Source organism: Clostridium sp. cel8, assembly GCF_014050525.1.
In the GTDB taxonomy this organism is placed as follows: domain Bacteria; phylum Bacillota; class Clostridia; order Clostridiales; family Clostridiaceae; genus Clostridium_B.
Genome location: NZ_JACGAG010000004.1, coordinates 38,625 through 63,626, shown reverse-complemented (window position 1 = coordinate 63,626; position 25,002 = coordinate 38,625). Strand labels below are relative to the sequence as shown.

The 25,002-nt window shown below is 30.1% G+C and carries 24 protein-coding genes and 1 riboswitch; of the genes, 4 read left to right on the top strand and 20 right to left on the bottom strand.

Features of this window, described 5'->3' with window-relative positions:
- The first annotated feature begins 30 nt into the window (after window positions 1–30).
- A riboswitch (cyclic di-GMP riboswitch) is annotated at window positions 31–117 on the top strand.
- A gap of 197 nt (window positions 118–314) precedes the next feature.
- Together H2684_RS05325 and H2684_RS12460 are read left to right on the top strand one after the other, a co-directional pair.
- Window positions 315–734 (top strand): hypothetical protein, encoded by a 420-nt coding sequence (locus tag H2684_RS05325; RefSeq protein WP_243159286.1) that lies wholly within the window; start codon window positions 315–317, stop codon window positions 732–734.
- Entirely contained in the window at window positions 680–916 is a 237-nt protein-coding gene (locus tag H2684_RS12460) for an HD domain-containing phosphohydrolase (protein WP_347707526.1), read from the top strand. The genes H2684_RS05325 and H2684_RS12460 overlap by 55 nt, the downstream gene beginning before the upstream one ends.
- 13 nt (window positions 917–929) lie before the next feature.
- On the opposite strand, the gene H2684_RS05320 is transcribed toward H2684_RS12460, so the two are convergent.
- The 3 genes from H2684_RS05320 to H2684_RS05310 form a co-directional block, all read right to left on the bottom strand.
- Complete coding sequence (locus H2684_RS05320) at window positions 930–1,070, bottom strand: hypothetical protein (protein WP_182088375.1); 141 nt, start codon at window positions 1,068–1,070, stop codon at window positions 930–932.
- A 277-nt stretch (window positions 1,071–1,347) separates the two neighbouring features.
- On the bottom strand, window positions 1,348–2,193 hold the full coding sequence (locus tag H2684_RS05315) for an SDR family oxidoreductase (RefSeq protein ID WP_182088374.1): 846 nt from the start codon (window positions 2,191–2,193) through the stop codon (window positions 1,348–1,350).
- A gap of 30 nt (window positions 2,194–2,223) precedes the next feature.
- Window positions 2,224–3,600 carry an SLC13 family permease gene (locus tag H2684_RS05310; protein WP_182088373.1) on the bottom strand — a complete coding sequence of 459 codons (1,377 nt, stop codon included), beginning with the start codon at window positions 3,598–3,600 and terminating at the stop codon, window positions 2,224–2,226.
- Window positions 3,601–4,339: 739 nt separating this feature from the next.
- Here H2684_RS05310 and H2684_RS05300 point away from each other — a divergent pair.
- Complete coding sequence (locus H2684_RS05300; protein ID WP_182088372.1) at window positions 4,340–5,056, top strand: LysR family transcriptional regulator substrate-binding protein; 717 nt, start codon at window positions 4,340–4,342, stop codon at window positions 5,054–5,056.
- Window positions 5,057–5,316: 260 nt separating this feature from the next.
- On the top strand, window positions 5,317–5,514 hold the full coding sequence (locus H2684_RS05295; RefSeq protein ID WP_182088371.1) for a histidine kinase: 198 nt from the start codon (window positions 5,317–5,319) through the stop codon (window positions 5,512–5,514).
- A gap of 127 nt (window positions 5,515–5,641) precedes the next feature.
- On the opposite strand, the gene H2684_RS05290 is transcribed toward H2684_RS05295, so the two are convergent.
- The 17 genes from H2684_RS05290 to murB all read right to left on the bottom strand — a co-directional run bounded on the left by H2684_RS05290 (window position 5,642) and on the right by murB (window position 24,995).
- Complete coding sequence (locus H2684_RS05290; RefSeq protein ID WP_182088370.1) at window positions 5,642–6,667, bottom strand: hypothetical protein; 1,026 nt, start codon at window positions 6,665–6,667, stop codon at window positions 5,642–5,644.
- A gap of 4 nt (window positions 6,668–6,671) precedes the next feature.
- A complete protein-coding gene (locus tag H2684_RS05285; protein WP_182088369.1) occupies window positions 6,672–6,923 on the bottom strand; it encodes a YkgJ family cysteine cluster protein in 252 nt (83 codons plus the stop codon).
- Window positions 6,923–8,236, bottom strand: a complete 1,314-nt coding sequence (locus tag H2684_RS05280; RefSeq protein ID WP_182088368.1) for a hypothetical protein — start codon at window positions 8,234–8,236, stop codon at window positions 6,923–6,925. The genes H2684_RS05285 and H2684_RS05280 overlap by 1 nt, the downstream gene beginning before the upstream one ends.
- Before the next feature lie 32 nt (window positions 8,237–8,268).
- The gene (locus tag H2684_RS05275) at window positions 8,269–8,673 is read right to left on the bottom strand and encodes a hypothetical protein (RefSeq protein WP_182088367.1); all 405 of its coding nucleotides are present in this window, start codon (window positions 8,671–8,673) and stop codon (window positions 8,269–8,271) included.
- Window positions 8,674–8,722: 49 nt separating this feature from the next.
- Window positions 8,723–9,673, bottom strand: coding sequence for a WYL domain-containing protein (locus H2684_RS05270; RefSeq protein WP_182088366.1), 951 nt, complete (start codon window positions 9,671–9,673; stop codon window positions 8,723–8,725).
- A gap of 251 nt (window positions 9,674–9,924) precedes the next feature.
- Window positions 9,925–10,119 (bottom strand): helix-turn-helix transcriptional regulator, encoded by a 195-nt coding sequence (locus H2684_RS05265; protein ID WP_182088365.1) that lies wholly within the window; start codon window positions 10,117–10,119, stop codon window positions 9,925–9,927.
- Between the two features lies 1 nt (window position 10,120).
- Window positions 10,121–10,420, bottom strand: coding sequence for a hypothetical protein (locus H2684_RS05260; RefSeq protein ID WP_182088364.1), 300 nt, complete (start codon window positions 10,418–10,420; stop codon window positions 10,121–10,123).
- Between the two features lie 189 nt (window positions 10,421–10,609).
- Window positions 10,610–11,065, bottom strand: a complete 456-nt coding sequence (gene tnpA / locus H2684_RS05255) for an IS200/IS605 family transposase (RefSeq protein ID WP_182088363.1) — start codon at window positions 11,063–11,065, stop codon at window positions 10,610–10,612.
- Between the two features lie 238 nt (window positions 11,066–11,303).
- Window positions 11,304–12,665 (bottom strand): 23S rRNA (uracil(1939)-C(5))-methyltransferase RlmD, encoded by a 1,362-nt coding sequence (rlmD, locus tag H2684_RS05250; protein WP_182088362.1) that lies wholly within the window; start codon window positions 12,663–12,665, stop codon window positions 11,304–11,306.
- 289 nt (window positions 12,666–12,954) lie between these two features.
- Entirely contained in the window at window positions 12,955–14,712 is a 1,758-nt protein-coding gene (gene pyk, locus H2684_RS05245) for a pyruvate kinase (protein ID WP_182088361.1), read from the bottom strand.
- A 78-nt stretch (window positions 14,713–14,790) separates the two neighbouring features.
- Window positions 14,791–15,747 carry a 6-phosphofructokinase gene (gene pfkA, locus H2684_RS05240; RefSeq protein ID WP_182088360.1) on the bottom strand — a complete coding sequence of 319 codons (957 nt, stop codon included), beginning with the start codon at window positions 15,745–15,747 and terminating at the stop codon, window positions 14,791–14,793.
- A 208-nt stretch (window positions 15,748–15,955) separates the two neighbouring features.
- Complete coding sequence (locus H2684_RS05235; protein ID WP_182088359.1) at window positions 15,956–19,438, bottom strand: DNA polymerase III subunit alpha; 3,483 nt, start codon at window positions 19,436–19,438, stop codon at window positions 15,956–15,958.
- A gap of 52 nt (window positions 19,439–19,490) precedes the next feature.
- Complete coding sequence (locus H2684_RS05230) at window positions 19,491–20,795, bottom strand: DRTGG domain-containing protein (RefSeq protein WP_182088358.1); 1,305 nt, start codon at window positions 20,793–20,795, stop codon at window positions 19,491–19,493.
- Between the two features lie 9 nt (window positions 20,796–20,804).
- Window positions 20,805–21,758 (bottom strand): DNA-binding protein WhiA, encoded by a 954-nt coding sequence (gene whiA / locus H2684_RS05225; protein ID WP_182088357.1) that lies wholly within the window; start codon window positions 21,756–21,758, stop codon window positions 20,805–20,807.
- A gap of 9 nt (window positions 21,759–21,767) precedes the next feature.
- On the bottom strand, window positions 21,768–23,102 hold the full coding sequence (locus tag H2684_RS05220) for a gluconeogenesis factor YvcK family protein (RefSeq protein WP_182088356.1): 1,335 nt from the start codon (window positions 23,100–23,102) through the stop codon (window positions 21,768–21,770).
- A complete protein-coding gene (gene rapZ / locus H2684_RS05215; protein ID WP_182088355.1) occupies window positions 23,099–23,983 on the bottom strand; it encodes an RNase adapter RapZ in 885 nt (294 codons plus the stop codon). The genes H2684_RS05220 and rapZ overlap by 4 nt, the downstream gene beginning before the upstream one ends.
- A gap of 97 nt (window positions 23,984–24,080) precedes the next feature.
- A complete protein-coding gene (murB, locus tag H2684_RS05210; protein WP_182088354.1) occupies window positions 24,081–24,995 on the bottom strand; it encodes a UDP-N-acetylmuramate dehydrogenase in 915 nt (304 codons plus the stop codon).
- Window positions 24,996–25,002 lie beyond the last annotated feature (7 nt).

Here is a 25,002-nt window from a genome sequence, read left to right as displayed (position 1 = left end):
ATAAAATTTAAAAAATATATTCAATAAGTAAATTGATAAAGGCAAATCCATCTAAAGATGGAGACGCAAAGCCACAAGTCTAAAGCAATAAATTGTCATGATGGTTGGGCTACCAAAATACTTAATATGCATTGAGAAATTGACTTTTATATGAGAAATTTTTTATATCCTAAATCGTGTAGCATGTAAGTAGGTAGTTTATATACTCCCTACCTTTTTTTATATACACATATTTAGAATTTTATTCTTATAAAATTTCTCTTAAATCAAATTTCTATTGTTAATTAAAATAAATACAGATGGGAGTTAATGCGATGCATAAGTATTTTTCAAAGAAAGATATCTACAATGAAAAGGGGATTTTATTACTAAAGAAAGGCCAAAAGGTAGATAGCACAATTATTACAAAGTTAAGAAATGCTGGAATTAGCATGGATAAACTAAAAAATATGTTTAATTTTAATGATAAGAAGAATGTAGGTATTACCAAAATTTCTGATGAATTCAGAGCAAGAATGAATATACCTGACCATGTCATTTTGGATAAACCTAATAAAATATTAAGTAGTATACTATTTGATTCTAAAGATGAGCCTTGGTGGATTTATGTTAACTCATTAGCTAACTATGTGAAATGGATATATGCGCACTCCATTGATGTTGCAAAGAATGTACTGATATTATTTTACAACACCATGAAAAACTTGACGGAAGCGGATATCCAAAAAAGCTAAAAGGATATGAAATATCCTTAAACTCCAAAATTGTAATAATTGCTGATACCATTGATGTGATTACATGTAGTTCATACTATGATGAACCACATGACATAGATATTGCTATAAAAATACTAAAAAATGATACAAAAAGATATTCCCAAGAGTTAATTACTTTATTGGAAAAATTATTGAAGTAAAATATCAACTACATTAATTTCTTACTATAGTATTTAAAGTAACTTTTAACAATTCATATCTTACTATAGAGGATAAGTTATCCTCTATTTTTTTCGTAGCATTTTTTGAAATCTTAACTCCTTTTGCAACAGTTTCATTAGATTTATTGTACAAACTCGTCAAGTTTACTAAATCTTGTTGCTAATTCATTTATGTTCCCTCCTCTAGATTCTTCTTTATAGAAATAAATACCTTTCTAAATTGAATTCTCCTATATAGTAATATTATATCTATTAATTTATATTAGTTCCGTAATTTATATTACATTATTAATATAATTTTTAATAAAATCATATAAAAAATGCCCTGTCATTTAGAAAGGGCATTTTACTCAAATTCATTCTTTATTTTATCTGATATTTTTAATTATTTAAAATCAATCTAAAAAAATCTACACTCCACAGAAAGAACTGAAACCACCATCAATCGGTATTACTGCTCCTGTTACGAAACCTGAAAGCTCAGGATCTACTAAATAAAGTAGTGTTCCTGCACACTCCTCTGGATTTCCAAACCTTGACATTGGAGTTCCTGCAATAATTCTTTCAGAACGTCCACTTAATGTTCCATCTTCTTTGTACATAATGTTTTTATTAAGATTTGTAACAAAAAATCCAGGTGCAAGGGCATTTACTCTAATTCCTACTAATGCAAAGTAGTTAGCAAGCCACGCTGTAAAATTACTTACACCTGCTTTTGCTGCTGAATAAATAGGAACTATTGTAGTTGGACTAATAGCATTCATAGATGATATATTGATAACTGAACATCCAGATTTTCCTATCATATTTTTACAGATAACCTGTGATGGAATAAAAGTTCCTATAAAATCTAAACGATTCACCCATTCTACTTTTTCTATATCTAAATCAAAAAAACTTCTACTTCCATCATTCATATTTTCCTCTGTAATTTGTTCATGTTCAGTTGTTGCTAAAGGATGATGAACACCTGCCCCATTTAATAGAATATCACAAGTACCAAAGTCTTTTTTTACTTCTTCATAAGCTTCTGTTATACTTTCTTTTGAGAGAACATCTGCTTTATATCCTTTAGCAATTCCTCCAGCCGCTTCTAATTTTGCTGCTGCTTTATCAGCTGCTTCTTTGTTAATATCAAACAATGCAACTTTTGCACCATGTGAACATAAAGCTTCTGCAAAAACTCCACTTAAAGCACCGCCACCTCCTGTGATTACTGCTACCTTGCCCTTTAAATTAAAATCATATTTAATCATACTATTTCCTCCTAATATTTATATTCTGCATTATAAATGCCCTATAAATTTCCAATAATTAGTTCCTATAACCATGAGATACACTAACCACATACATGCTCTAATAATCATAAACTTTATAAAATCTTTCAATCGAACATTTCCAAATCCGTAAAGTATTGCGAATAATGCTGTTTCATATGGGAATATTACTGTCTGGCATCCAAAGAAAAATGCATAGGACAGTGGATAAAAACTAATATGGAGACTTTGAGCTACTTGCGCTAATGATCCTCCTAAAGAACTCATAGATGCGAATGGTGTCATTAAAAAATTAACAACTACTGCAATTAAAAAAATCATTCCCATCATAATTGATAAATTTTCTACCATTAAATTATTTACTGCCCAGTTAGCAAGTTTATCTCCCATTCCTATATATACAGCTGTATTTCCTATTCCTAAACAAGCAACCATAAATACTAAAATGTTATAGTTGATTTTTGAAATATCTTCAGAATCTCCTAAATCAAACCCTGGCAAAAACAAAATTGTTGGAGCAATGATAAAACCATACAACATAGATAGATTGTGAAATGGTTCTGTAAATAAGTATAATAAAAGTAAAATTAATACTACAATCATCTTTTTTTCCCTATATGATATTTCTCCTAAATCATTTAACTTCTTCTGAAACTGCTCTTTAACATTACCAATTTCTTCAGGAGCAAACATTTTATTCAATACAAGCGCTTCAATTATTACTAATGGGAAAAATATAAAATTATCTTTAAAAAAAATCCAATAATTCATTGGTAAGTCAATTATTTCTTTAGCAGAATTAGTAATCAATGTATAATTTCCTGGCGAAAGTATAAATGTTTCTACATCATAGAATCCTACACATAATGCACCTATCATAATACCTGCAGATGCTTTTGATTTTCCCAATTCTAATGTTTCACATAAATTAAAAGCCAGTGCTGCTATCATGACACCTACCATTACACCTGGAATCAAAAGATTTGTAAGAATTCCAACAATAATTAATGCAAATAAAATTCCTTTATATGTACCTCCACTTAAAATAATCAAATGAAATGTAACACGCTCTACAAGTGTTGTTTTTTCCAAAATAGCAACTAATACTAAGCATCCAAAAGTAATCCAAATACTCTCTTGAAGCCATCCTGAAAAAACAACTTTCATAGGAGCAATTTCGAAAATTACATATGTCATCATAAGAAATACAGAGGTGATTACCATATGAATTTGTTCAAATAAAAACATCAGTATTCCCATTGTTGTTAGTGCAAGAAACATCATAGTTGTATGATCAACTTGATTTAATTTACATACAAATACCAGCAACAGAGGAATACAAATTGTACAGTACCATTTGATTCTGATACTATTTAATTTTTCCATTTTTAATCACCTACACTATTCAATATAACTAAATGAATATAATAAGTGCTCTAATAAACATATTAAAACCAATAAGTAACTAATTTCTAAAACTAATATATTTTTCCAATGCACTTTTTTATATTCTTTAATTTTTTTATATTCTTTAATTAGAATATCAATTAATACTGGAAATGTTACTAAATTACCAAATGGAATTGCAACACTAATTCCTAAATATTTCTGAGTAAATGGTGCCGCTACTACAGTTCCTCCAAAGCCTGTACATCCTAGTATTATATGACTAATGAGCTGTGCAATACCACATAAATATAATTCAATTCGAAAAAATACTCATTATATTCACCTTTCAAAACTTAATTAAAACTAATAAAAAGTGCACCATTTTCAATTATGTTTGACATAATTTTAACATATATATTGATTTTTGAATAATATCAATATATAATATACTCCTATAACAAAATATTATATATTCTGAGAGTGAGGAATTCACTATGCATATAGATATTGAATTAAAAACACTAAAAATTATGCTTCTATTGAACAGCAAGGAAGTTTTTCAAAAGCCGCTAAAAAATTATATATTAGCCAACCTGCATTAACTCAATATATAAAGCGAGTAGAATCATCTCTTTCATTTCCTTTATATAATAGAGAAAATGGAAAGTGTATTCCAACTGAACCTGCAAAAATACTGCTAAAAGAAGGCAAAGTACTATTAGAACAATATGACTCAATGTTAAGAAAAGTTCAGAATATTGCTAATTCTAACACTACAAATATTCATTTAGGATGGCCAGTAGGTTACACTTTACACTATCTAAATAGTATTATGTCAAGCGTATCACAATTAAATTCAACAAATGTTACCCTAACTGAAAATTCACTAGAAAATCTCATTGAACTACTTTTAGAAAGAAAGCTGAATTTTTTGCTTGTTCCTGCATTATACTATCATCCTGATTTGGTATACACAACTATTCGTCGTGAAGAGTTTTACCTTGCCGTTCCTAAAAATCATATTGCTAATTCCTTAATTAATAAAAATGGTTTAACTAATTATGCAGATTTATCAAAACTAAAAAATATGCCATTTATTTCACTATATGCTAAAGCATATGAGCATTTTATTAATCCTCTTTTTCATGAAGCAGGATATAGACCTAATATTATACTTAAATGTATTAACTGGGATAGTAGCCATGCTCTCGTAGAAAATGGTTTTGGACTCTCAATTGTCCCATATTGGTTTGCAGAAAAGGGACATAAAAAAATAAACTACTACCACATTAAAAGTAACTACAGAACATATAGGATTTTTGCCTGTGTATATCATCGCAATCAAGTGATTTCTCCTGAATTACAGTCGTTTATAGATTGTGTTAAGAATATTTATGGAGATAAAAATGCATATATGCCATTTGACTATTCTACACTTAGTGAAAAACTATAACTGCAGTAAACTCACCTTTTCTTTCATTTACTATATTACCCGCAAATAGGAGAATATGTTCTTTTGACTGTAATCTTTGTATTACATATGATTGATGTATAATACTAGCATATGATATAATATTTAAAAATAAAATAAGAATGGTAATTCATTATGCATAAATGAATATTCATCTAATTAGAAAGGAGTAGATTAACATTAATACTAAAGCATTAAGTTCTACATTGTACATAATTGCTGCATTAGTAATCTTTATTCCTATGTCTTTAGTTTTTGTAACAGAGTTTACTTTCAGTTCCTTTGTTAGTAAAATACTTATTTCTACATCAATTACTTTTATCATACTAGGAAAAATACTAACTATAACTAAAAAGAATAGAGATGATATCAGTATTCGAAAGGACATTGGAATTATTATAGCACTTTTGATTGCATTAATATCAAGGCTTATAAATTAAATATAATATAAGCATAAACATACAAATGGCTTTCCTGTTATATATTCATTTATCAAGAAAGCCATCAATTTAAAAATATATTCTAAAAAATAAATAACCCTCCAATAAATATTTAATACTTTAATAATTATTCAATACTATCAAGAACCACTTCTGATTCTTTAACAGCATCATCAATGCCACTTCTATTAATTGTGTTCATATCATTTTCATTTTCGGATTTATTTACGATATTAACCTTGCACATCTTATAAAGTAAACTTACCAATAACACCGTATTTTCAATTGCAACTCGTTCATGTTCAGTAAACTCATTCCAATCTACTTTGTGAATTTTATTCACAACATAAGAAATGTAGTTAAAACTTTCTAAATATTTATCTCTAACTTTTATTAAAGAACTCCTATATTTCTTAGCAACAATTTCTAATTCAATTAAATAGTTACAAATTTTATTTATTTTATTTTCCGCTTTTTTCATTTGTCTATATGCTTCATCAGCTTTATCTGATAGTTTTGAACCAGTAAAATTAAAAATAACACCACCAACTAACAAACCAACACCTAATGTTGTAGCACCTAATATTGTTGATCCAAGGGCTACACCTCCTCCACCAGTAGCTAATGTTCCACCACCAAGCACTGCTAATGTTGCGTTTGTAGCGGCAATTCCACTAAGTGATTCTATTGCTATTCCTGTTGATGCTGTACCCAATGCCGTAACAGCTGCAGTTGTCGCTCCTGCTGCTGCAAATCCTCCAGCAGTTCCAAGAGCTGCACTTCCTAAACCACCAAGTAAAACACCTGCACCAATAGACACATCTTCCAAACTTTCTTTATCATATTTAGGCAGTTTCACACCATCTTTATTATATTCTTTAAATTCTGGGCGATTTTGTATCTTTTCAATTGTGTTTGCAAAATCATCAAAGCTATTAAGTATTTCTAACTCCAACTTTCCCAAAGAATCCATTGCTATATTTGTTGCCTTACTTTTTTCTTCAAATTTTTCAATATTTCGTTTATGGCGTCTATTTGCACTTGTTATTGTATCATTTGCTTCTTTCATTTTTACAGCTCCATGGACACCATTTCCTATTCCACTTAATCCAGCTACAGCTGCGCCTATTCCTAAAATTAACGGTAATGGCATTATTTTATCCCTCCATTTTCTTAAGTTTTTTACATTCTTCTGTATTTAGTCTATAGTATTCATCTAGCTCCATAGTGTCTTTAAAATATAATTTATAACACTCATCCACTCTGCATATAAGTGGTCGCTTACTATATATTGAACATAAATTTCCAACAAGATACTTACATATTCCATCACCACGGTCTAATTCAGCATATAATTCTGATTTATCTAAATTTCTGCAACAACATCCACAACAATCACATTTAAACACTATTTGAACACCAGCGTTCCATTTTTATTTGCCATATGATCATAAAAATTACCTTCCCAAGGTTTATCAAATCCTAATCTATCGAATATATTTAAAAGCATATCATTCAATTCTTTATCTGTCTTTACATTAGAAAACAATCCAACAATCTTTTCATATTTTTCAGTTTCTTTTTTAAATAATGTTATGTCTATCTTTTCAAGTTCTGATAAATACGATTGAAGAGCTCTATTAATTCTCTTATATGCCTCAATGTTCATTTGTAAAGGACCTGTTATTCCAACTCTAATGCAAACTTCTTTCAGAACAAGAGCTACAAGTCGAAACCATGCAATTAAATTTAATTTCATAAAAAACGCTAAAAAATTTCCTCCAGATCTAATTCCTGCATCAATTGCATCCATAACACATAATGTTCCATTACCAAACAACAACATAATTCGCAAATTTGAATATTTATTTGTTGGAATACACTCTTTTACTGGTTTGCCATACTGAAAGTGTCTGCGTATTGACCAGATCAATCTTATTAATAGATCCGTAATTACAACAGGTATAGCTGATGTCAACCCAAATCTAAAATCATATCCTTCTTGAAACGCTCTAACTGCAATAGTTGATAAATCTTGTCTATCATTTCCTACATGTAAACTTCCAAATCTACAAAATTGAAATAGTTCATAGAAAGGCATACTAACGCCAGTTCCTCTTCCTGATTTTCCTCTAATTCCTGAACTTCCAGCAATATCTGACATGATATGTCCAAACCAATTTGCAATTCCACAAAATAATTTTGCTATAAAATTATCACCTTGTAATTCATATGTTTTCGTGTTAATTGTGACTATTTTCCCTTTTGACACAAAAGAAGCCGTTGATGTAAATTGATTAATCAAAGAAAAGAACAATCCTACAATATCTGTCGAATGAGATAATGACATAATATGATGATTTTTAGTAGACATATCAAAAATATTTTCAACATCACTGCTATACCTTTGATCATAGTTTACTTTAAATTTTCTCTCCAAAAATCCAATAGCACTTGCTACATTACCAACCTGTGTTTCTTTAGGATTCCAGCCAACCATTCTTGCAAATCTCTTTATTGCATTATCAACCTGTGTATCTGTCCAATTCCCCAATAAGCTATTTTTAGGATCTCCTACTAGTAAGATATCAACTATACCTCCTACCACACCACAAGCTACTGCTGTAAGATAATCATACTTATCACACTTATTTTCTTTTCGTAATAATATTCTGTACAATATTCTGTTTTCTAGATTATTTATCCAAAAATCATTCCACATTCTAGCTTTCTCCATAATAAACTTAACAATTTTTATTCACAAATTGTATCATACATTTCTTTGTATACAGCAGTATATTTATCAAGTAAGATATTTATCTTGTTTAGCATTCCTTCCTTTACTTGAAGTCCTTTCGCTAAATTTTCCATAAATTTCTTTTCATAATTATCATATGAACCATCTACTTTTAACATGCCTAAAATTTCAAGTAATATTATATTTTTTTCTGTATTAGTTGTGCTTTTAGCCAATTTCTCAACAATTTCCTCAATTGAATTATCACAATCTGGCATATGTTCAGCAATATCCATTTCCCTACAATATGCCTGTATCATTTCTTTTTCCTGTTCTGCAAGCACTCCATTTGATAGTGATGCAAGAACACATACTTTCAAAAATAATTCTTTATTACCTGACTCCAATTGATTTAAAAACATATTATTCCCCTCCATATACAATTTTGAGTAATATATTCTAGTTATTACTTTAACAAATTTCTACAAGATCTCCCTGACTTCTTAGCCACATATTAATACCATTACCAAATATCTCTGCTGAAATGGTATAAACTCCATTTTCTTTAGATATAATTTTTGCCGTTGGCAATCTATCTAATACAGCATCAATATCTGTTCCTAAAAACTTAAATTTTACTTTTCGAAGCTTCCCACCATACATAAATTGAATTCTCTTTCTAAATTCACCTTCCTCAAAGCGACTGCTGTAAGGAATACGAAACTTCTCTTTCAGAACCTTCAGTTTTTTTATCCTATCAATTCGATAAATAGTAGGAAAAGAATCATTTATAACATCAAAGTTCTTTTTAATATTCTCATCATCAATAAATGCTGTGAGATAAAAGTAATACTCTGAAAACATTATAGCTACAGGTTTTAACTTTCTTTTCACAACAGCTTTATCCTTCATTCTAGTGTAATCAATCTCAATATATTGGCAATTTCGAATAGCTTGTCCTATATCCCACATATCATCTATGAAATGTGTTCTATGCCGTGGCTCTACATAATGAAATATCTCATTACTGATAAGATCTGTTATTAATTTCTGGTTATTTTTTGGAATGCAACATGAAATTAACTTATTAATAATATTAGTCATTTCCTGTTTCGTAAACGCCCGACTTTCTAATAAAATTTTACAAATAGCAAGTACTTCGCTATTCTCAAGTTTCAATTTATGTATTTGTTCAAGACGATATCCTTTATTAATACGGTCATAAATAACTGAATTGATACATCCTGTATTTTCATAATCACGTTCTAAAAAACTTCTTATATCATCAATATCCCTTTGGATACTTCGTTCATTTACACCATAATTTATAGCTTCTTCTGCTTTATTCACCAAACTTTCATTCATAAGCTTCGTATAAATGCCAAGCACTCGTTCTATCTTATCATTCTTACATTTACCCATAAGTATCAACCACCTTATAATGTCATTATACTATGTGAAAATGACAGAAGATGTCTATCTCACACATTATATTATTTTTTATATATATGTACATGGGAGATGTTTTTTTCATCTCCCTTTATTTTTTTATTATTAATTAATACTATCTTTGCCCACTAAAAATTATACTCTAAGACTAAAATATAAATATTACTATGTTGTTTTTATTCATCTATAAACATAGTATACGAGATATATCGTTCTTATTTTTCTTAGTTGTCCAAAGTAAAAATTTCATCAACATGTTTATTAAAAATTTTTGCAAGCTTCATAGAAAGTTCAAGCGTTGGGTCATATTTGTTATTTTCTATTGCATTAATTGTTTGCCTAGTTACACCAACTAAGTTAGCCAAGTCTTCTTGTCTTATTTTTTTTGATTTTCGTAATTCTTTGATATTATTCTTCATATTAAAAACCAACCTTAAAATAATAAAGAAGGTAACCCGCTAAAATAAGAATTGAAATAATTATAACTAATTTAACTAAATTGCCTTTACTTTCCTTATCATCAACCTTAATCATATAAATATATTTTGAAATTATAACAATTACAACCTGGGAAATAAACAATACCATCGGTAGCGTTTGTCCTAACCCATTAATGTAATTTTTAAGACCCCATCCCAAAAGAAACATAGCAATAAAAATCCAAGATACTCGTATTGACTTTAGTGTAATGACTTTTTCCATTTCATCCATTTTATGCAAATTAATACCCTCCTTAATGTCAAATACTTTTTACATTTTAATTGTATCAATCATTTTAAAAAATGTCAAATACTTTTTACATTTTAATCATGAATAATTTGAATAAATTTTTCCTAAGCCCTATAAGGGCACCTTACCAGCGTTGTGCCTTAAGGCACCTATAAGATCTCGCCAGCCGCAATTTAATTGTTACCTGCCACCCTTAAAAGGGTCCATATATTCTTTGATACTTATTTGATCAGCTATCATATCTTCTTTTTGTTGATTTCTTATATATTCTTCTATTGCTCTTTTATTTTTACCTACTGTATCAACATAATATCCTCTACACCAAAAATGTCTGTTACCATACTTATATTTTAAATTTGCAAATTTCTCAAATATCATTAAACTACTTTTGCCCTTTAAGAAACCTACAAAACCTGCTACACTCATTTTTGGTGGTATTGATACAAGCATATGTATGTGATCTTTACATGCATTAGCTTCTATTATTTCTACTCCTTTCCATTCACATAATGTTCTCAGTATCTTTCCTATTTCTTTTTTCTTCTCTCCATATATTTCTTTCCTTCTATATTTAGGTGAAAATACTATGTGATATTTACATCTCCACTTTGTATGTGCTAAACTATTATTGTCCATTTTGGGCAATACCTCCTTTGATTTTAGATTGGCTGGCGAAACCTTTTCTATTTTATCAAAGTGAGGTATTTTTTTTCAACGCTTAAGCTCTTCTGAACACACCTGCATAGCAGGTGGTTTTCTAAATGGACAAAAATACCCTTGATATGTTCTCATAGGCACATATCAAGGGCTTAGGCCGAATTAACAGAATCACTTTTAATTTATTAAATATAGTATTTTTAAGACTTTTTTGTCTTCACTTTCTTGTAAGCAAAGTAACAACCTCAACGTGTGCAGTTTGAGGAAACATGTCAACAGGTTGAACTTCTACAGTTTTATATCCAAATTCCTCTAAAATATTCAAATCCCTTGCAAGAGTTGCTGGGTCACAGGAAACATATACTATTTTTTTAGGTTTCATTTTTGAAATTGAAACTAAAAGCTCCTTGTCACATCCCTTTCTTGGTGGATCAACAACTACAACATCAGCCACTATTCCCTGACCTATTAACTTTGGCACAATTATTTCTGATTTTCCAACTATGAACTCCACATTTTCTATCCCATTTTTCTTAGCATTCTCCTTGGCATTCTCTATTGCTTGTTCAACAATTTCTACTCCATAAACCTTTTTTGCTTTTTTAGATAAAAATAGGGATATAGTTCCCGTACCACAATAAGCATCAAATACAATTTCATTTTCTTGTAAATCTGCATATTCCAATGCTTTATTATAAAGCACCTCTGTCTGAACAGGATTTACTTGAAAAAATGATAGCGGCGATATTTCAAACTTCAAATCTCCAATATAATCGCTTATTGTATCCTCTCCCCACAGAGTTATACACTTTTCACCTAATATTACATTGTCCCTTCGAGTATTTATATTTTGAATTATACTCTTTACACCATTTAAATTATTGCATAGTAATTTTACCAATTCTTCTTTATGCTTGATATTAAGTGAAGAAGTTACAATTACAACCATTATTTCTCCAGTTGAATAGGCCTTTCTTACCATTATATGCCTTAAAAAACCTTTTCCAGTTAATTCATCATAAATAGATATATTATAATTTTTTATCCATTTCTTTATAATTTTAACTACCTTATCTGCAGTTTCATCTTGTATATAACAACAACTCATATCTATAATTTCATGAGTTCTTTTAGCATAAAATCCTACATCTATGTTGCCATTATTTTTTCTTACTGGAAGTTGAACCTTATTTCTATATCTATACGGATTTTTCATGCCTATAGTATCATGAAATTTAATATCATTTAACTTAATTTTACCTATCCTCTCAAGACAATCTTTAACCCTTTTAGTTTTGAAATTCAACTGTCCATTATATGATATATGTTGAATCTGACATCCTCCACATCTTTTATATATTGGGCATATAGGCTTTTCCCTGTATTCAGAACGCTCTATTATATCAATTAATTTTCCAAAAGCAAATTTTTTATTCACTTTTACTATTTTAACTTTTACTTTTTCACCTGTTATTGCACCTTCTACAAATACTGTAAATCCATTTATTTTGCCAACTCCCTCTCCTTCATATCCCATTCCATCTATGATAATAATGTACTCTTTATTTTTCTCCAGCATTTTATCAAACCACCTAACAAATTTTATATATTATAAAAACCTTAAGTATCATATCTTTCGCATAACTTTAAATCGATTAAAATAGCATTAATTAAAAAAATAGCACCTAAAATAGCAAGGTGCATAAAATATAGAATCAGTTGTCTCTTTTTCTTCAATTAATTATAACCATATATTATAACATTATACATTAATTATATATAATATTTCAATAAGATTTGTTAATTTTTTTAATTAAAATTGAGGATAATCTAAATTTTAATACTAGATTATCCCCATATATTGCAAATTACATTACGTTAGTTCTTCCGTTATAAACAATTCCTCTTGCTGTATCCATAGTTACAAAAGCACCAGTTTTTAAAACTTCAGTAGCTCCACCGGCACTACATATAATAGGAATTTCATTAGTTATACATTCAATAGCCATATGTGATGTAAGCCCTCCATCTTCAGCTATAACTCCTGCAACCCTATTTAATACTGACATATAGTTCTTATTCAAATTTTTAACTACAAGTATATCATCTTCTTCAATAACTTCTTCTGCTTCTTCTGGACTATTAACTACTTTTACAGTTCCATATCCAGGTTTAACTCCTCCGCCTGTACCGCTAACGAGTATATCACCTACTACATGAACCTTTAACATATTTGTAGTACCTGAATAGCTTACTGGTATTCCTGCAGCTATAACTACAAGATCACCTTTTTTCACATAACCAGTTTTTAATGACATTTCTACAGATTTTTCTATTAACTCATCTGTAGAATCAAATCTTCTTGCAAGTATAGGAAATACTCCCCAATTTAAAGCCAATTTTCTTGCTACTTTTCCGTTTGGAGTAACTGCAATAACGGGGCAAGAAGATCTGTATTTAGAAACCATTCTAGCTGTATGCCCACTTTGAGTTGCTGTTATTATAGCAGTTGCCTTTAATTCTGCAGCAGTAGCACAAGCAGCATAACTTATTGCATTTGGAACATTTTGCATATGAGCTTCTTTCTTTTTTTCAAGTAGTTCTCCGTAATTTATACTTTTCTCTGCAGATTGTGCTATTTTTGCCATAGTACGAGCAGCTTCAACTGGATATTTTCCATTTGCAGACTCACCACTTAACATTATTGCATCTGTTCCATCTAATATTGCATTTGCTATATCAGATGCCTCTGCTCTTGTTGGCCTTGGATTTCTTATCATTGAATCAAGCATTTGGGTAGCTGTTATAACAGGTTTTCCTGCCTTATTACACTTTGCAATTATACTTTTCTGGATTAATGGAACTTTTTCCATTGGTATTTCGACTCCCATGTCACCTCTTGCTACCATTATTCCATCAGAGAACTTTATTATTTCATCTATATTGTCTACACCCTCTTGACTCTCAATCTTAGAGAATATTTGTATATCTTTTCCTCCATTTGATTCAATAATCTTCCTTATAGTTAAAACATCAGATGCTTTTCTTATAAATGATGCACATATAATATCAACACCCATTTCACATCCAAATTTTAAATCATCTTCGTCTTTCTTTGTTGTAGCAGGAAGTTTTATAGGTACACCTGGTACATTAACTCCTTTATGATTACTTATAACCCCACTGTTTTTTACTATACAGTTAATTTTATTGTCTTCTATACTTTCTACTTCCATACCTACTAATCCATCATCTATAAGTATATTATCTCCTTTTTTTACATCCTTATAAAGTCCATCATAAGTAATATAGCATTTAGTTTCATCGCCAACAATTTCTTCTTCACAATATATTGTAAATTTTTGACCTTCTTTTAATTGAATTTTATCCTTATTAAAATTACCTGTTCTTATTTCAGGTCCCTTTGTATCAAGTATAATAGCTATAGGCTTATTGTACTTTTCTCTAAGTTTTTTTACCCTATTTATTCTCTCTCTATGTTCTTCATGATCTCCATGTGAGAAATTATGTCTTGAAGCATTCATACCAGCTTCTATAAGTTTTGATAGTACTTCCTCACTATCACTAGCAGGTCCTATTGTAAAAATCATTTTGGTCTTTTGCATTGCTTACTCTCCTTATAAAAACTTATTTTATAAATTTACTTATTCACAATTAAAAAATTTTATAATTAAACAAGCTTATTATGACAATGCCTTAGCTATTTCAAATAATCTTTCATCAAATTGCTTAGTTTGTTCCAAAGCTTCATCAATGTCCATATCTATTATCTTTCCATCTTTAATTCCGACAACTCTTGATGATTTTCCTTCTTCCAGTAATTCAACTGCTCTAAATGCAAATCTTGAAGCTAAGATTCTATCTTGACAAGTAGGACTTCCACCTCTTTGAATATGTCCAAGTTTAGTAGCTCTAGTTTCAATTCCTGTTACTTCCTCTACTTTTTTAGCAAGTTCTTCTGCTCCACCAATTCCTTCTGCAAGTACTATCAAATTATGCATTTTGCCATTCATTTTTCCCTCTAATATATTCCTACAGAGTTCATCTTGATCATATCCTTTTTCAGGAATAATTATATTTTCAGCTCCACCTGCTAAACCAGCATACATAGCAATATCTCCACAATTTCTTCCCATTACTTCAACTATACTTACTCTTTCATGTGAAGTAGAAGTATCCCTTAATTTATTTATAGCATCAAGCACTGTATTAATTGCAGTATCAAAACCTATTGTATAATCTGTATAAGCTAAGTCATTATCTATAGTTCCAGGTACACCTATAGTTGGTATTCCAAGTTTTGATAGCAACTGAGCTCCTCTAAATGAACCATCACCACCAATTACAACTAATCCATCAATTCCAAAAGTCTTAAGTATATTTACTGCTCTTTTTCTTCCTTCTTCTGTTTTAAACTCTTCACAACGAGCAGTTCTAAGAATGGTTCCTCCACGCTGAATTATATCTGCTACACTTTGTCTATCCATAGGAACCAATTCGCCACTTATTAAGCCATTATATCCTCTAAGTATACCCATTACATTAAAATTCTTATTTAATCCTGATCTTACAACTGCTCTTATAGCAGCATTCATTCCTGGTGCATCTCCACCGCTTGTTAACACAGCTATTGTTCTCATATATCTATACCTCCTATGACCATAGGGACATAAAACGTCCCACATATATCACAACATCTTTGTTTTTCCTAGTAATTTATGTACTTAATTATAGCACAAACTCAACCATATTTCACTATCAATGGTACTTTAATTTAAATAATTGCCTTAAAGAAAATACACCATTTTACTTAGTAGTTTTACCTTGTTAAATTAAAATTATTCATATCTATATCAGTTTTACATTTTTATCTCCGAAAATTTCTTTTATATTGTCGATTGCGTTTTCTTCATTTTTAATCCATAATTCTCTATCCAATCTGAATTTCTTTCTTTCTTTTTTAGTACATATGTATACAGGAACATTACCCTTGTATTTATATACAGCTTTTCTTAATTTAACTACAGATTCTCTTAAAAAATCTTCACTTGCAATTAAAACATACAATTTTTTGGTATCAATTCTTATAAGTGGTTCTACAGTTTCACAAAGTATTTTAGGTTCTTCTTCCTCTCTTATGCTTACTTTTCCTTTAACTATAATCATAGAATCCTCATAAATAAGATTTTTAAATTTTTCAAATGCTTTTGGAAATATTATGACTTCTATAGCACCATATAAATCCTCTAATCTTGCAAATGCCATCATATCATTCTTCTTTGTAATCTTTTTTGAAAGTTCGGATATTATTCCACCAACTATAACTTTATCACCGTCTTTTACTTTAAACTCAACTAATACTCCATCTTCTAAAGTTTTATCCATTAGTATATCCGAAATCTTTACACTGGTTTGCAGCTTCAAAGTCTTTTTATATTCATCTAAAGGATGACCAGACAAATACAAACCTGTCATCTGCTTTTCCATAGCAAGTTTATCCATTTTATTGAATTCTTTTATATCTGGATAGTGTATCCTTATGCTATTATCATCTACTGTAGAAAAAAGACTAATTTGACCTTCTATATTTCTCTTTCTTGCATTTCCTATACCATCTAATACCTTTTCGTATACAGCTATAAGTTGAGACCTATAAACACCAAAACAATCAAAAGCTCCAGACTTAATCAAGCTCTCTACTACTCTTTTATTTATAGATGATATATCGATATTATTGCAAAAATCAACTAAATCCTTGAATTTGCCATGTTTTTTTCTTGACTTTACTATACTATCTATAACATTCTCTCCTACATTCTTTATAGCTGAAAGTCCAAATCTTATAGTATTCCCTTTTACAGTAAATCTTGCATAACTTTCATTAATATCCGGTGGAAGTACTTCTATATTCATATCTTTTGCAAATCTTATATAGTAGGCAACTTTTTCACTATCCCCTTTTACACTATTTAGCATAGCTGCTATATACTCTACCGGATAATAATGCATTAAGTAAGCCGTTTGGAAAGCAACAACTGCATAAGCTGCAGCATGGGACTTGTTAAATGCATAAGATGCAAAATCTATCATAGAGTCATATAACTCATTTGCAACTTTTTCAGATATACCATTTCTTACACAACCAGGAACTTCAATATCTCCATTTTCATTTACTATTCCATATATAAAATTATGTCTTTCCTCTTCCATTACATGATGTTTTTTCTTTGACATAGCACGCCTTACAAGATCACTTCGTCCCATAGAATATCCAGCAAGATCTCTTACAATTTGCATTACTTGTTCCTGGTATATCATACAACCATAGGTTACAGAAAGTATATGTTCAAGCTCTGGAGTTGCATATCCTATTTCATCTGGATTTTTCTTATTTCTAATATATTTCGGTATCTCAGACATAGGACCTGGTCTATATAAACTTATTCCTGCTATTATATCCTCCAATGAATCCGGTTTTAATTCCTTCATAAATGATGTCATTCCTGGAGATTCAAGCTGAAATACACCTACAGTTTTACCTTCACCTATCATATTATATACAGATTTATCATCATAGTCTATATTGTCTAGATTAATATCTATATTCCTATTTTTCTTTACCATTGCAACTGTATCTCTAAGCACTGTTAAAGTTCTAAGACCTAAAAAATCCATTTTCAAAAGTCCAAGTTCCTCTAAAGTACCCATAGTAAATTGAGCTACTATACTGTCCTCATTCTTTTGAAGTGGAACATAATCAACAAGAGGTTTAGATGATATTACTACACCTGCAGCATGAGTTGATGTATGTCTTGGAAGTCCTTCAAGAGATTTTGCCACATCTATAAGTTCTCTTGTCCTTGCTTCACTTTCATAAGCTTCTTTAAGCTCCTTATTCATATCAAGTGCTTTATCTATAGTTACATTTATATTCGGTGCAATTGGAATCATTTTTGCTATTCTATCAACTTCTCCATAGGAATAATCCATTGCTCTTCCAACATCTCTTATGCACTGTTTTGCTGCCATAGTTCCAAAAGTTATAATCTGGGATACATTATTTTTCCCATACTTTTGAACTACATAATCTATCACTTCTCCACGTCTTTCATAACAAAAGTCACTATCAATATCAGGCATAGATACTCTTTCTGGATTTAAAAAACGTTCAAATATAAGATTATATTTTATAGGATCTATCTTAGTTATTCCCAAAGTATATGCTACTATTGATCCTGCTCCACTTCCACGACCGGGTCCTGTCATTATGCCGTTTTGTCTTGCAAATCTTATAAAATCCCATACTATAAGGAAATAATCAACATATCCCATTTTCTTTATTATTCCAAGTTCATACTCAAGCCTGTTTTTTAAATTTTCAGTTATATTTGAATATCTTTTTTTCAATCCATCATAACACAATTTTCTCATATACTCATATGAATCCACACCTTCAGGAAGTGGAAACTTTGGCAACTTCGACTTATGAAATTCATAATCAAAATTACATTCATCTGCTATTTTAACTGTATTTTCAAGTGCCTCAGGAATATCTTGAAACATTTCATACATTTCCTTAGGAGATTTAAGATAAAACTGATCTGAAGGATACCTCATTCTATTTTTTTCATTTACTGTCTTTCCTGTTTGTATACATAAAAGTATATCATGAGCTCTGTAATCTTCTTTATATATATAGTGAACATCGTTTGTTACAACCATAGGTATGTTTAACTCTTTGGACATTTTTTTCAATTCTTTATTTACTTTAAGCTGATCTTCTATACCATGATATTGAAGTTCAAGGTAAAATCCATCTTTAAAAACATCCCTATAAAATATTGCTACTTCTTTGGCTCTTTTTAAATTTCCATTTAATATATTTGATTGAACCTCACCATTTAAACATGCACTTAGTGCAATTAATCCTTCACTGTGAAGTCTAAGATAATCATGATCCACCCTAGGTTTATAATAAAATCCTTCTATAGATGCCGTAGATACTATTTTCATGAGATTTCTATATCCAACTTCATTTTTTACAAGAAGCACTAAATGATAGTTGTGGTTTTCACCGTTATTCTCTTTAATCTTCATAGATTTCTGGGATACATATATTTCACATCCTATTATTGGTTTTATTCCTTGGGATTTTGCCTCTTTATAAAAATCAACACATCCATACATTACTCCATGATCTGTTATTGCCATACTCTTCATTCCAAGTTCCTTAGCTCTTTTTATAAGTTTCGGAATTTTCGCAGAAGAGTCTAAAAGAGAATACTCCGTATGCTGATGTAAACTCACCCACTGAATATCTTTTTCATCCATTTATTATATCACCTCTTTTCAATCTACAATAAATTATTAAATTTAAAGTAACTTATCTTCTTATTATCCTTGCAGATAAAATGCATTTACCAACTATTTCTTTTTTATTATTGTACATATCTATTTCTACTTTACATGAATTTCTTCCTATATCAATTATATTAGAGTATATATCCATAGTACTATCTATCTGTACGGGCCTCATAAAATATGTATTTATGCTATCCACCAGAACATTTATATTGCTCTTTTGTCTTAATGTCATAGTTCCCATAGTAGAAAGAAGCATATTAAGTGAACTCCATGAAGCAGTTCCTATAGGATCTAGCATTTCTGGAGTTATCCTTCCATGAAAATAAATTCCTTCAGATTTTGCATCGAACTCAAATTCTCTAAGTACGAGATCCTCTAATGTTTCTCCAGACTGTGGCTGCCTTGACATATACTGAAGAGCTTTTATAACATCACCCTTTGTAACGACTCCTATTAAAGTTTTTCCATCTACTACAGGAAATAAATCTATTCCCTCCCAGCCCATTATATGGGCAGCATAAGCTACAGTAGTTTTAGGTGTCACATTTATTGGATTTTTATGCATTACTCTTCCTATAATTTCATCATCTGGGGTTTTGCTTGGCACATCTTTTAAAGTTACAATCCCAACAACCCTCTTTTTACTATCAACTACAGGATATCTTTCATGATTAGTTTTTTCAACATTTTCTCTCCATTTAGATACCTTATCATTTACATTAAGATATTCAGGATTACTTTGCATTATATCTTCTATTAGCAGTATATCTTTCTTTATCATATTTTCAGAAATAGCCTTATTTATCATACTTGCAACAGTAAAAGTATCATATGTAGTAGATATAACTGGTAAGCACTTACTATTTGCCAGATTCCTTATCTCATCACTACAGGAAAATCCACCTGTAATTAAAACTCCTGAATTATTCAAAAGTGCAAGTCTTTGTGCCTCTTCTCTATTGCCTACTATCAAAAGACAATCTTTTCTTATGTATTTTTCCATAGCATCTATAGTCATTGCACCTATTACAAAATAGTGAAGTATCTTGTATATTCCGTCCTTTCCTCCAAGCAACGTCCCATCTACCATATTAATTACTTCTCCATAAGTAAGGGATTCAATATTTTTCTTTTCAACCTTTTCTATTCTTACAGTACCTACTCTTGGAATAGTGGTTACAATACCTAATCTATCTGAATCCTTTATTGCCCTATAAGCTGTTCCATCACTTACTCCTAATTCATTAGCTATTCCACGAACAGATATTTTTGTACCTACATCTAAAGATAGTATATACTTTATTACATCTTCATGCTTTGACATGGAGTTATCCTACCTTCCCTCTTTTCTAAGTTCTTCAGCTATTTTTTCTATCCTTCTCAACCTATGATTTACTCCAGATTTACCAACTGGAGGATTTAGCATTTCTCCTAACTCCTTCAATGAATCATCTGGATATTTCAATCTTAATTCTGCAATTTCTCGTAAATTATCTGAAAGACGTGATAGTCCTATTTCTCTTTCAATTAATTTTATACTTTCAGTTTGTCTTACAGCCGCATTTACAGTTTTGCTTAAATTTGCAGTTTCACAGTTCACCAATCTGTTTACATTATTTCTCATTTCTTTCATTATTCTAACATTCTCAAGCTCCAAAAGTGAAGAGTGCGCTCCTATTATTCCAAGTAAATTTACTATTTGTTCTCCTTCTTTAAGATATACTATAAAACTGTTCTTTCGTTGAATAACCTTAGAATTTAATCCATAACTATTAATTAATTTACTCAAATCAGCAGCATAATCACTATTATGTGTTACAAATTCAAGATGATAAGTTTTCTCAGGATTACTTACGCTACCTCCTCCTAAAAATGCACCTCTTATATATGCCTTTTTATACTCATCTCTTTTAAAAACCATATCAGATATATTATAGTTTAAAGAAAATACCTTCTTATTTTCTTTAAGAAGTCCTATATCATTTAGTAATCTTTTAACATTAGCATTTTCTGTAATGATAACAACATATATATTATTCTTTTTCAACGAATTGTTCTTTTTCATTATTATCTTTGTATGTATATTAAATTCTTTTTTCAACAAAATGAATACAAGCCTTGCTATAGCTGGATTTTCTGTAGTTATTTTAAAACTAAACTGTCTATTTGCACCTAATGACAATGTACCACTCACTTTCATTATAGCAGACAATTCCATTATAGCTTCCTCTTTGCTCATATTCGTATATCTACAAATCTCATTTTTTACCTTTACTGAAAATGACATATAACTCTCCTACCTACTACTTTTTTTTTGCTTAATTCTTTCAGACAAATAAAAATATTCAATTATCTTCTTTCTATCAAATAAAAGTTTCTTATCCATAATAGTTTCTATTAAAATAGAGGCAAGTTTCTCAGAATTATGCCTTATTAATCCATCTTTTACTCTTATAAAATCACCTTCTATAGGTTTTACTCCAAGTCTATTTACAGCATCTTCATCTATTTTTACAAGATGAGATGCTTCTTCCTTATATCTTCCTTCAAGTTTTTTATCTATCTTTCCAACATTCACAATAACATAGTCGATTATTCCACTACCACCATGTTTATAAATAGCTTTTATATGATCTTCTACAGAGAACCCATCCGTTTCTCCAGGCTGTGTCATTATATTTGAAATGTATATTTTTATTCCTTTTGTCTTTTGAAGAGCTGAATCTATACCTTTAACTAATAAATTAGGAATAATACTTGTATATAGACTTCCTGGACCAAGAATTACAGCATCTGCCTCCATTATAGCATCAACTGCTTCTTTTAACGCTCTAGCACCTCTCGGTTCAATGAATATTCTATCTATCTTTGTATGCCTTTTTATGGCCTCTTCAGGAATATGAGATTCTCCCTCTACAATTGTTCCATCTTTATATTTAGCTTTAAGAACAAGATCATCAAGTGTAACAGGCATTACTTTACCAGTAACAGCAAGTACAGAGCTCATTTTTTTTACAGCTTCCTCAAAATTAGAAGAAATTCCATCCATAGCTGCCAAGAAAAGATTACCAAAGCTCTGATTCTTTAACTTTCCATCTTTAAATCTGTATTGAAGAAGTTCCTCCATAAGTGGCTCTGTATCTGCAAGAGCTAAAATGCAGTTTCTTATATCTCCAGGAGGAAGTATACCTAAATCTTCTCTTAAATCTCCTGAACCACCTCCATCATCTCCAACTGTCACTATAGCAGTTATATTAGATGTATAGTATTTAAGTCCTCTAAGCATTGTTGAAAGTCCCGTTCCGCCACCAATTGCAACTATTTTAGGACCTTTTACAAGAAGTCTCTTTTCATATATCAAATCTTCAAGTTTTCTTGAATTCAAAGATACATTCAAGTATCCTCTATTTATAAGTGCTATTATAGAACGCATTCCTTGAGTAACTGAAATATATACTACAAAAATTCCAGATACAATTAAAAAAATATAAAACGAGATGTAATAGATACTGTAAAATCTCCTGTTTATAAATTCAATTACTCCAAATATTATAAAGAGCCCACCCATAGCTCCAAGCATAATCCATCTTTTTACTTTTATTCCAGGCCTTAGCCAAGAGGTAATTCTCATAGTTTTTTACCACCTCTATTAACATCTTCTTCAATATCTCTATGGTCTATACTTACCTTATGCCCATTTTCTTTTAATATTTTATAAATTTCATTTGCAATTGTCACAGATCTATGCCTTCCACCTGTGCAACCTATGGACACAATAAGCTGTCTTTTTCCTTCTTTAATATAATAAGGTATCAAAAATTCTAACATATCGGAAAGTTTATTTATAAATTTCTTAGTTTGTTCAAATCCCATTATATAATCAACTACTAACTTATCATTGCCAGAATATTTCTTTAACTCTGAAATATAAAATGGATTTGGAAGAAATCTTACGTCAAATACTAAATCCGAATCTACTGGTAGGCCATATTTAAATCCAAAAGAGAGAACTGTTATCATAAGTTCAGTTTCAATTTGACCTTTTTCAGAATATATTTTTGTTATTTCTTCTCTAAGTTCCCTTGTGGCTAATTTTGAAGTATCTATTATATTGTCAGCTCTATCTTTAAGTTCCCTTAGCCTCTTTCTTTCCATTGTTATTCCGTTTAATATTCTTCCCTTTGGTGCTAATGGATGTTTTCTCCTAGATTCTTTAAACCTCTTTACCAATACTTCATCTGAAGCATCTAAAAAAAGTATTTCATACTTATAGTAATGCTCTTTTAAATAAGATAGACTTTCAAATATATCATCAAAGAACTGTCCCCCTCGTATATCTATAACTAAAGCTATCTTATCTATTTTTCCATCAGTTTGATAGCATGCTTCAGCAAATTTAGGTATTAAAGTAGGAGGAAGATTATCTACACAAAAGTATCCTAAATCTTCTAGATTTCTTACAGCCTGAGTCTTACCCGCTCCTGACAGACCTGTTACTATAACAAATCTCATATCTATCCCTCCTATTTACAACTATTATTTTTTTAATTATAACATAAAAAATAGAGAACCTAAACTTACTTAAACCACATAGATTCTCTATATACAACTAATCTTCACCTATAATTCTAACTTCAGTATAAAGATCTACGTTAAACCTTAATTTAACTGTTTTTTGAACTTTCTTTATTAAATCCAATATATCTTTTGCAGTTGCATTTCCTTTATTTATTATAAATCCTGAATGTTTTTCAGAAACCTGTGCTCCACCTACACTCATTCCTTTAAGTCCACTATCTTGTATTAATTTTGCTGCAAAATGTCCTTTGGGTCTTTTAAATGTACTTCCTGCCGACGGATATTCAAGTGGCTGCTTCTCTCTTCTTCTTCTATTTAAGTCTTCAATTCTATTATAAATTTTTTCGTGATCTCCTGGTTCAAGTTTAAAAGTTACTTCCAATACCGTATATCCATATTTTAGTATAGAGCTCATTCTATATCCAAGTTCCAATTGTTCTAAATTTATATCTCTAATTTTTGATTTATCATCTATTATACGCACACTTTCTATTATATTAGATATTTCTCCATTATAAGCTCCTGCATTCATTGCAACAGCTCCTCCAACACTTCCTGGAATACCACAGGCAAATTCAATACCTGTAAGATTATTATCTAATGCAACTTGAGATACATCTTTTATTGCTGCTCCACTTCCTGCTATGAGCTTATTCCCATGTGCATATATCTTATTAAGTTTACTTAATTTAATTACAACTCCTCTTATTCCTCCATCTTTAACTAATAAGTTTGAACCATTTCCCATTATGTAATATGGCACACCCTTATCTTTACACATATTTATAATATCTAACACTTCTTTTGAACTCTCGGGAGTAACAAGTATATCTGCCGGACCCCCTACTTTAAAAGAAATATGATTTTTCATTGGCTCATCTATCATTATGTTGTGTTTATCCAAAACATTTTCTAAATTGATAGCAAAGTCTATATATTCATTCATAATTCTA

Bases quoted from the DNA above. Each gene is read 5' to 3' on its own strand.
- H2684_RS05325 (WP_243159286.1), top strand. From the start codon at position 315: ATGCATAAGTATTTTTCAAAGAAAGATATCTACAATGAAAAGGGGATT.
- H2684_RS05315 (WP_182088374.1), bottom strand. From the start codon at position 2,193: ATGATTAAATATGATTTTAATTTAAAGGGCAAGGTAGCAGTAATCACA.
- H2684_RS05310 (WP_182088373.1), bottom strand. From the start codon at position 3,600: ATGGAAAAATTAAATAGTATCAGAATCAAATGGTACTGTACAATTTGT.
- H2684_RS05300 (WP_182088372.1), top strand. From the start codon at position 4,340: ATGTTAAGAAAAGTTCAGAATATTGCTAATTCTAACACTACAAATATT.
- H2684_RS05295 (WP_182088371.1), top strand. From the start codon at position 5,317: ATGTCTTTAGTTTTTGTAACAGAGTTTACTTTCAGTTCCTTTGTTAGT.
- H2684_RS05290 (WP_182088370.1), bottom strand. From the start codon at position 6,667: ATGCCATTACCGTTAATTTTAGGAATAGGCGCAGCTGTAGCTGGATTA.
- H2684_RS05280 (WP_182088368.1), bottom strand. From the start codon at position 8,236: ATGTGGAATGATTTTTGGATAAATAATCTAGAAAACAGAATATTGTAC.
- H2684_RS05275 (WP_182088367.1), bottom strand. From the start codon at position 8,673: ATGTTTTTAAATCAATTGGAGTCAGGTAATAAAGAATTATTTTTGAAA.
- H2684_RS05270 (WP_182088366.1), bottom strand. From the start codon at position 9,673: ATGGGTAAATGTAAGAATGATAAGATAGAACGAGTGCTTGGCATTTAT.
- H2684_RS05265 (WP_182088365.1), bottom strand. From the start codon at position 10,119: ATGAAGAATAATATCAAAGAATTACGAAAATCAAAAAAAATAAGACAA.
- tnpA (WP_182088363.1), bottom strand. From the start codon at position 11,065: ATGGACAATAATAGTTTAGCACATACAAAGTGGAGATGTAAATATCAC.
- rlmD (WP_182088362.1), bottom strand. From the start codon at position 12,665: ATGCTGGAGAAAAATAAAGAGTACATTATTATCATAGATGGAATGGGA.
- pyk (WP_182088361.1), bottom strand. From the start codon at position 14,712: ATGCAAAAGACCAAAATGATTTTTACAATAGGACCTGCTAGTGATAGT.
- pfkA (WP_182088360.1), bottom strand. From the start codon at position 15,747: ATGAGAACAATAGCTGTGTTAACAAGCGGTGGAGATGCACCAGGAATG.
- H2684_RS05235 (WP_182088359.1), bottom strand. From the start codon at position 19,438: ATGGATGAAAAAGATATTCAGTGGGTGAGTTTACATCAGCATACGGAG.
- H2684_RS05230 (WP_182088358.1), bottom strand. From the start codon at position 20,795: ATGTCAAAGCATGAAGATGTAATAAAGTATATACTATCTTTAGATGTA.
- whiA (WP_182088357.1), bottom strand. From the start codon at position 21,758: ATGTCATTTTCAGTAAAGGTAAAAAATGAGATTTGTAGATATACGAAT.
- H2684_RS05220 (WP_182088356.1), bottom strand. From the start codon at position 23,102: ATGAGAATTACCTCTTGGCTAAGGCCTGGAATAAAAGTAAAAAGATGG.
- rapZ (WP_182088355.1), bottom strand. From the start codon at position 23,983: ATGAGATTTGTTATAGTAACAGGTCTGTCAGGAGCGGGTAAGACTCAG.
- murB (WP_182088354.1), bottom strand. From the start codon at position 24,995: ATGAATGAATATATAGACTTTGCTATCAATTTAGAAAATGTTTTGGAT.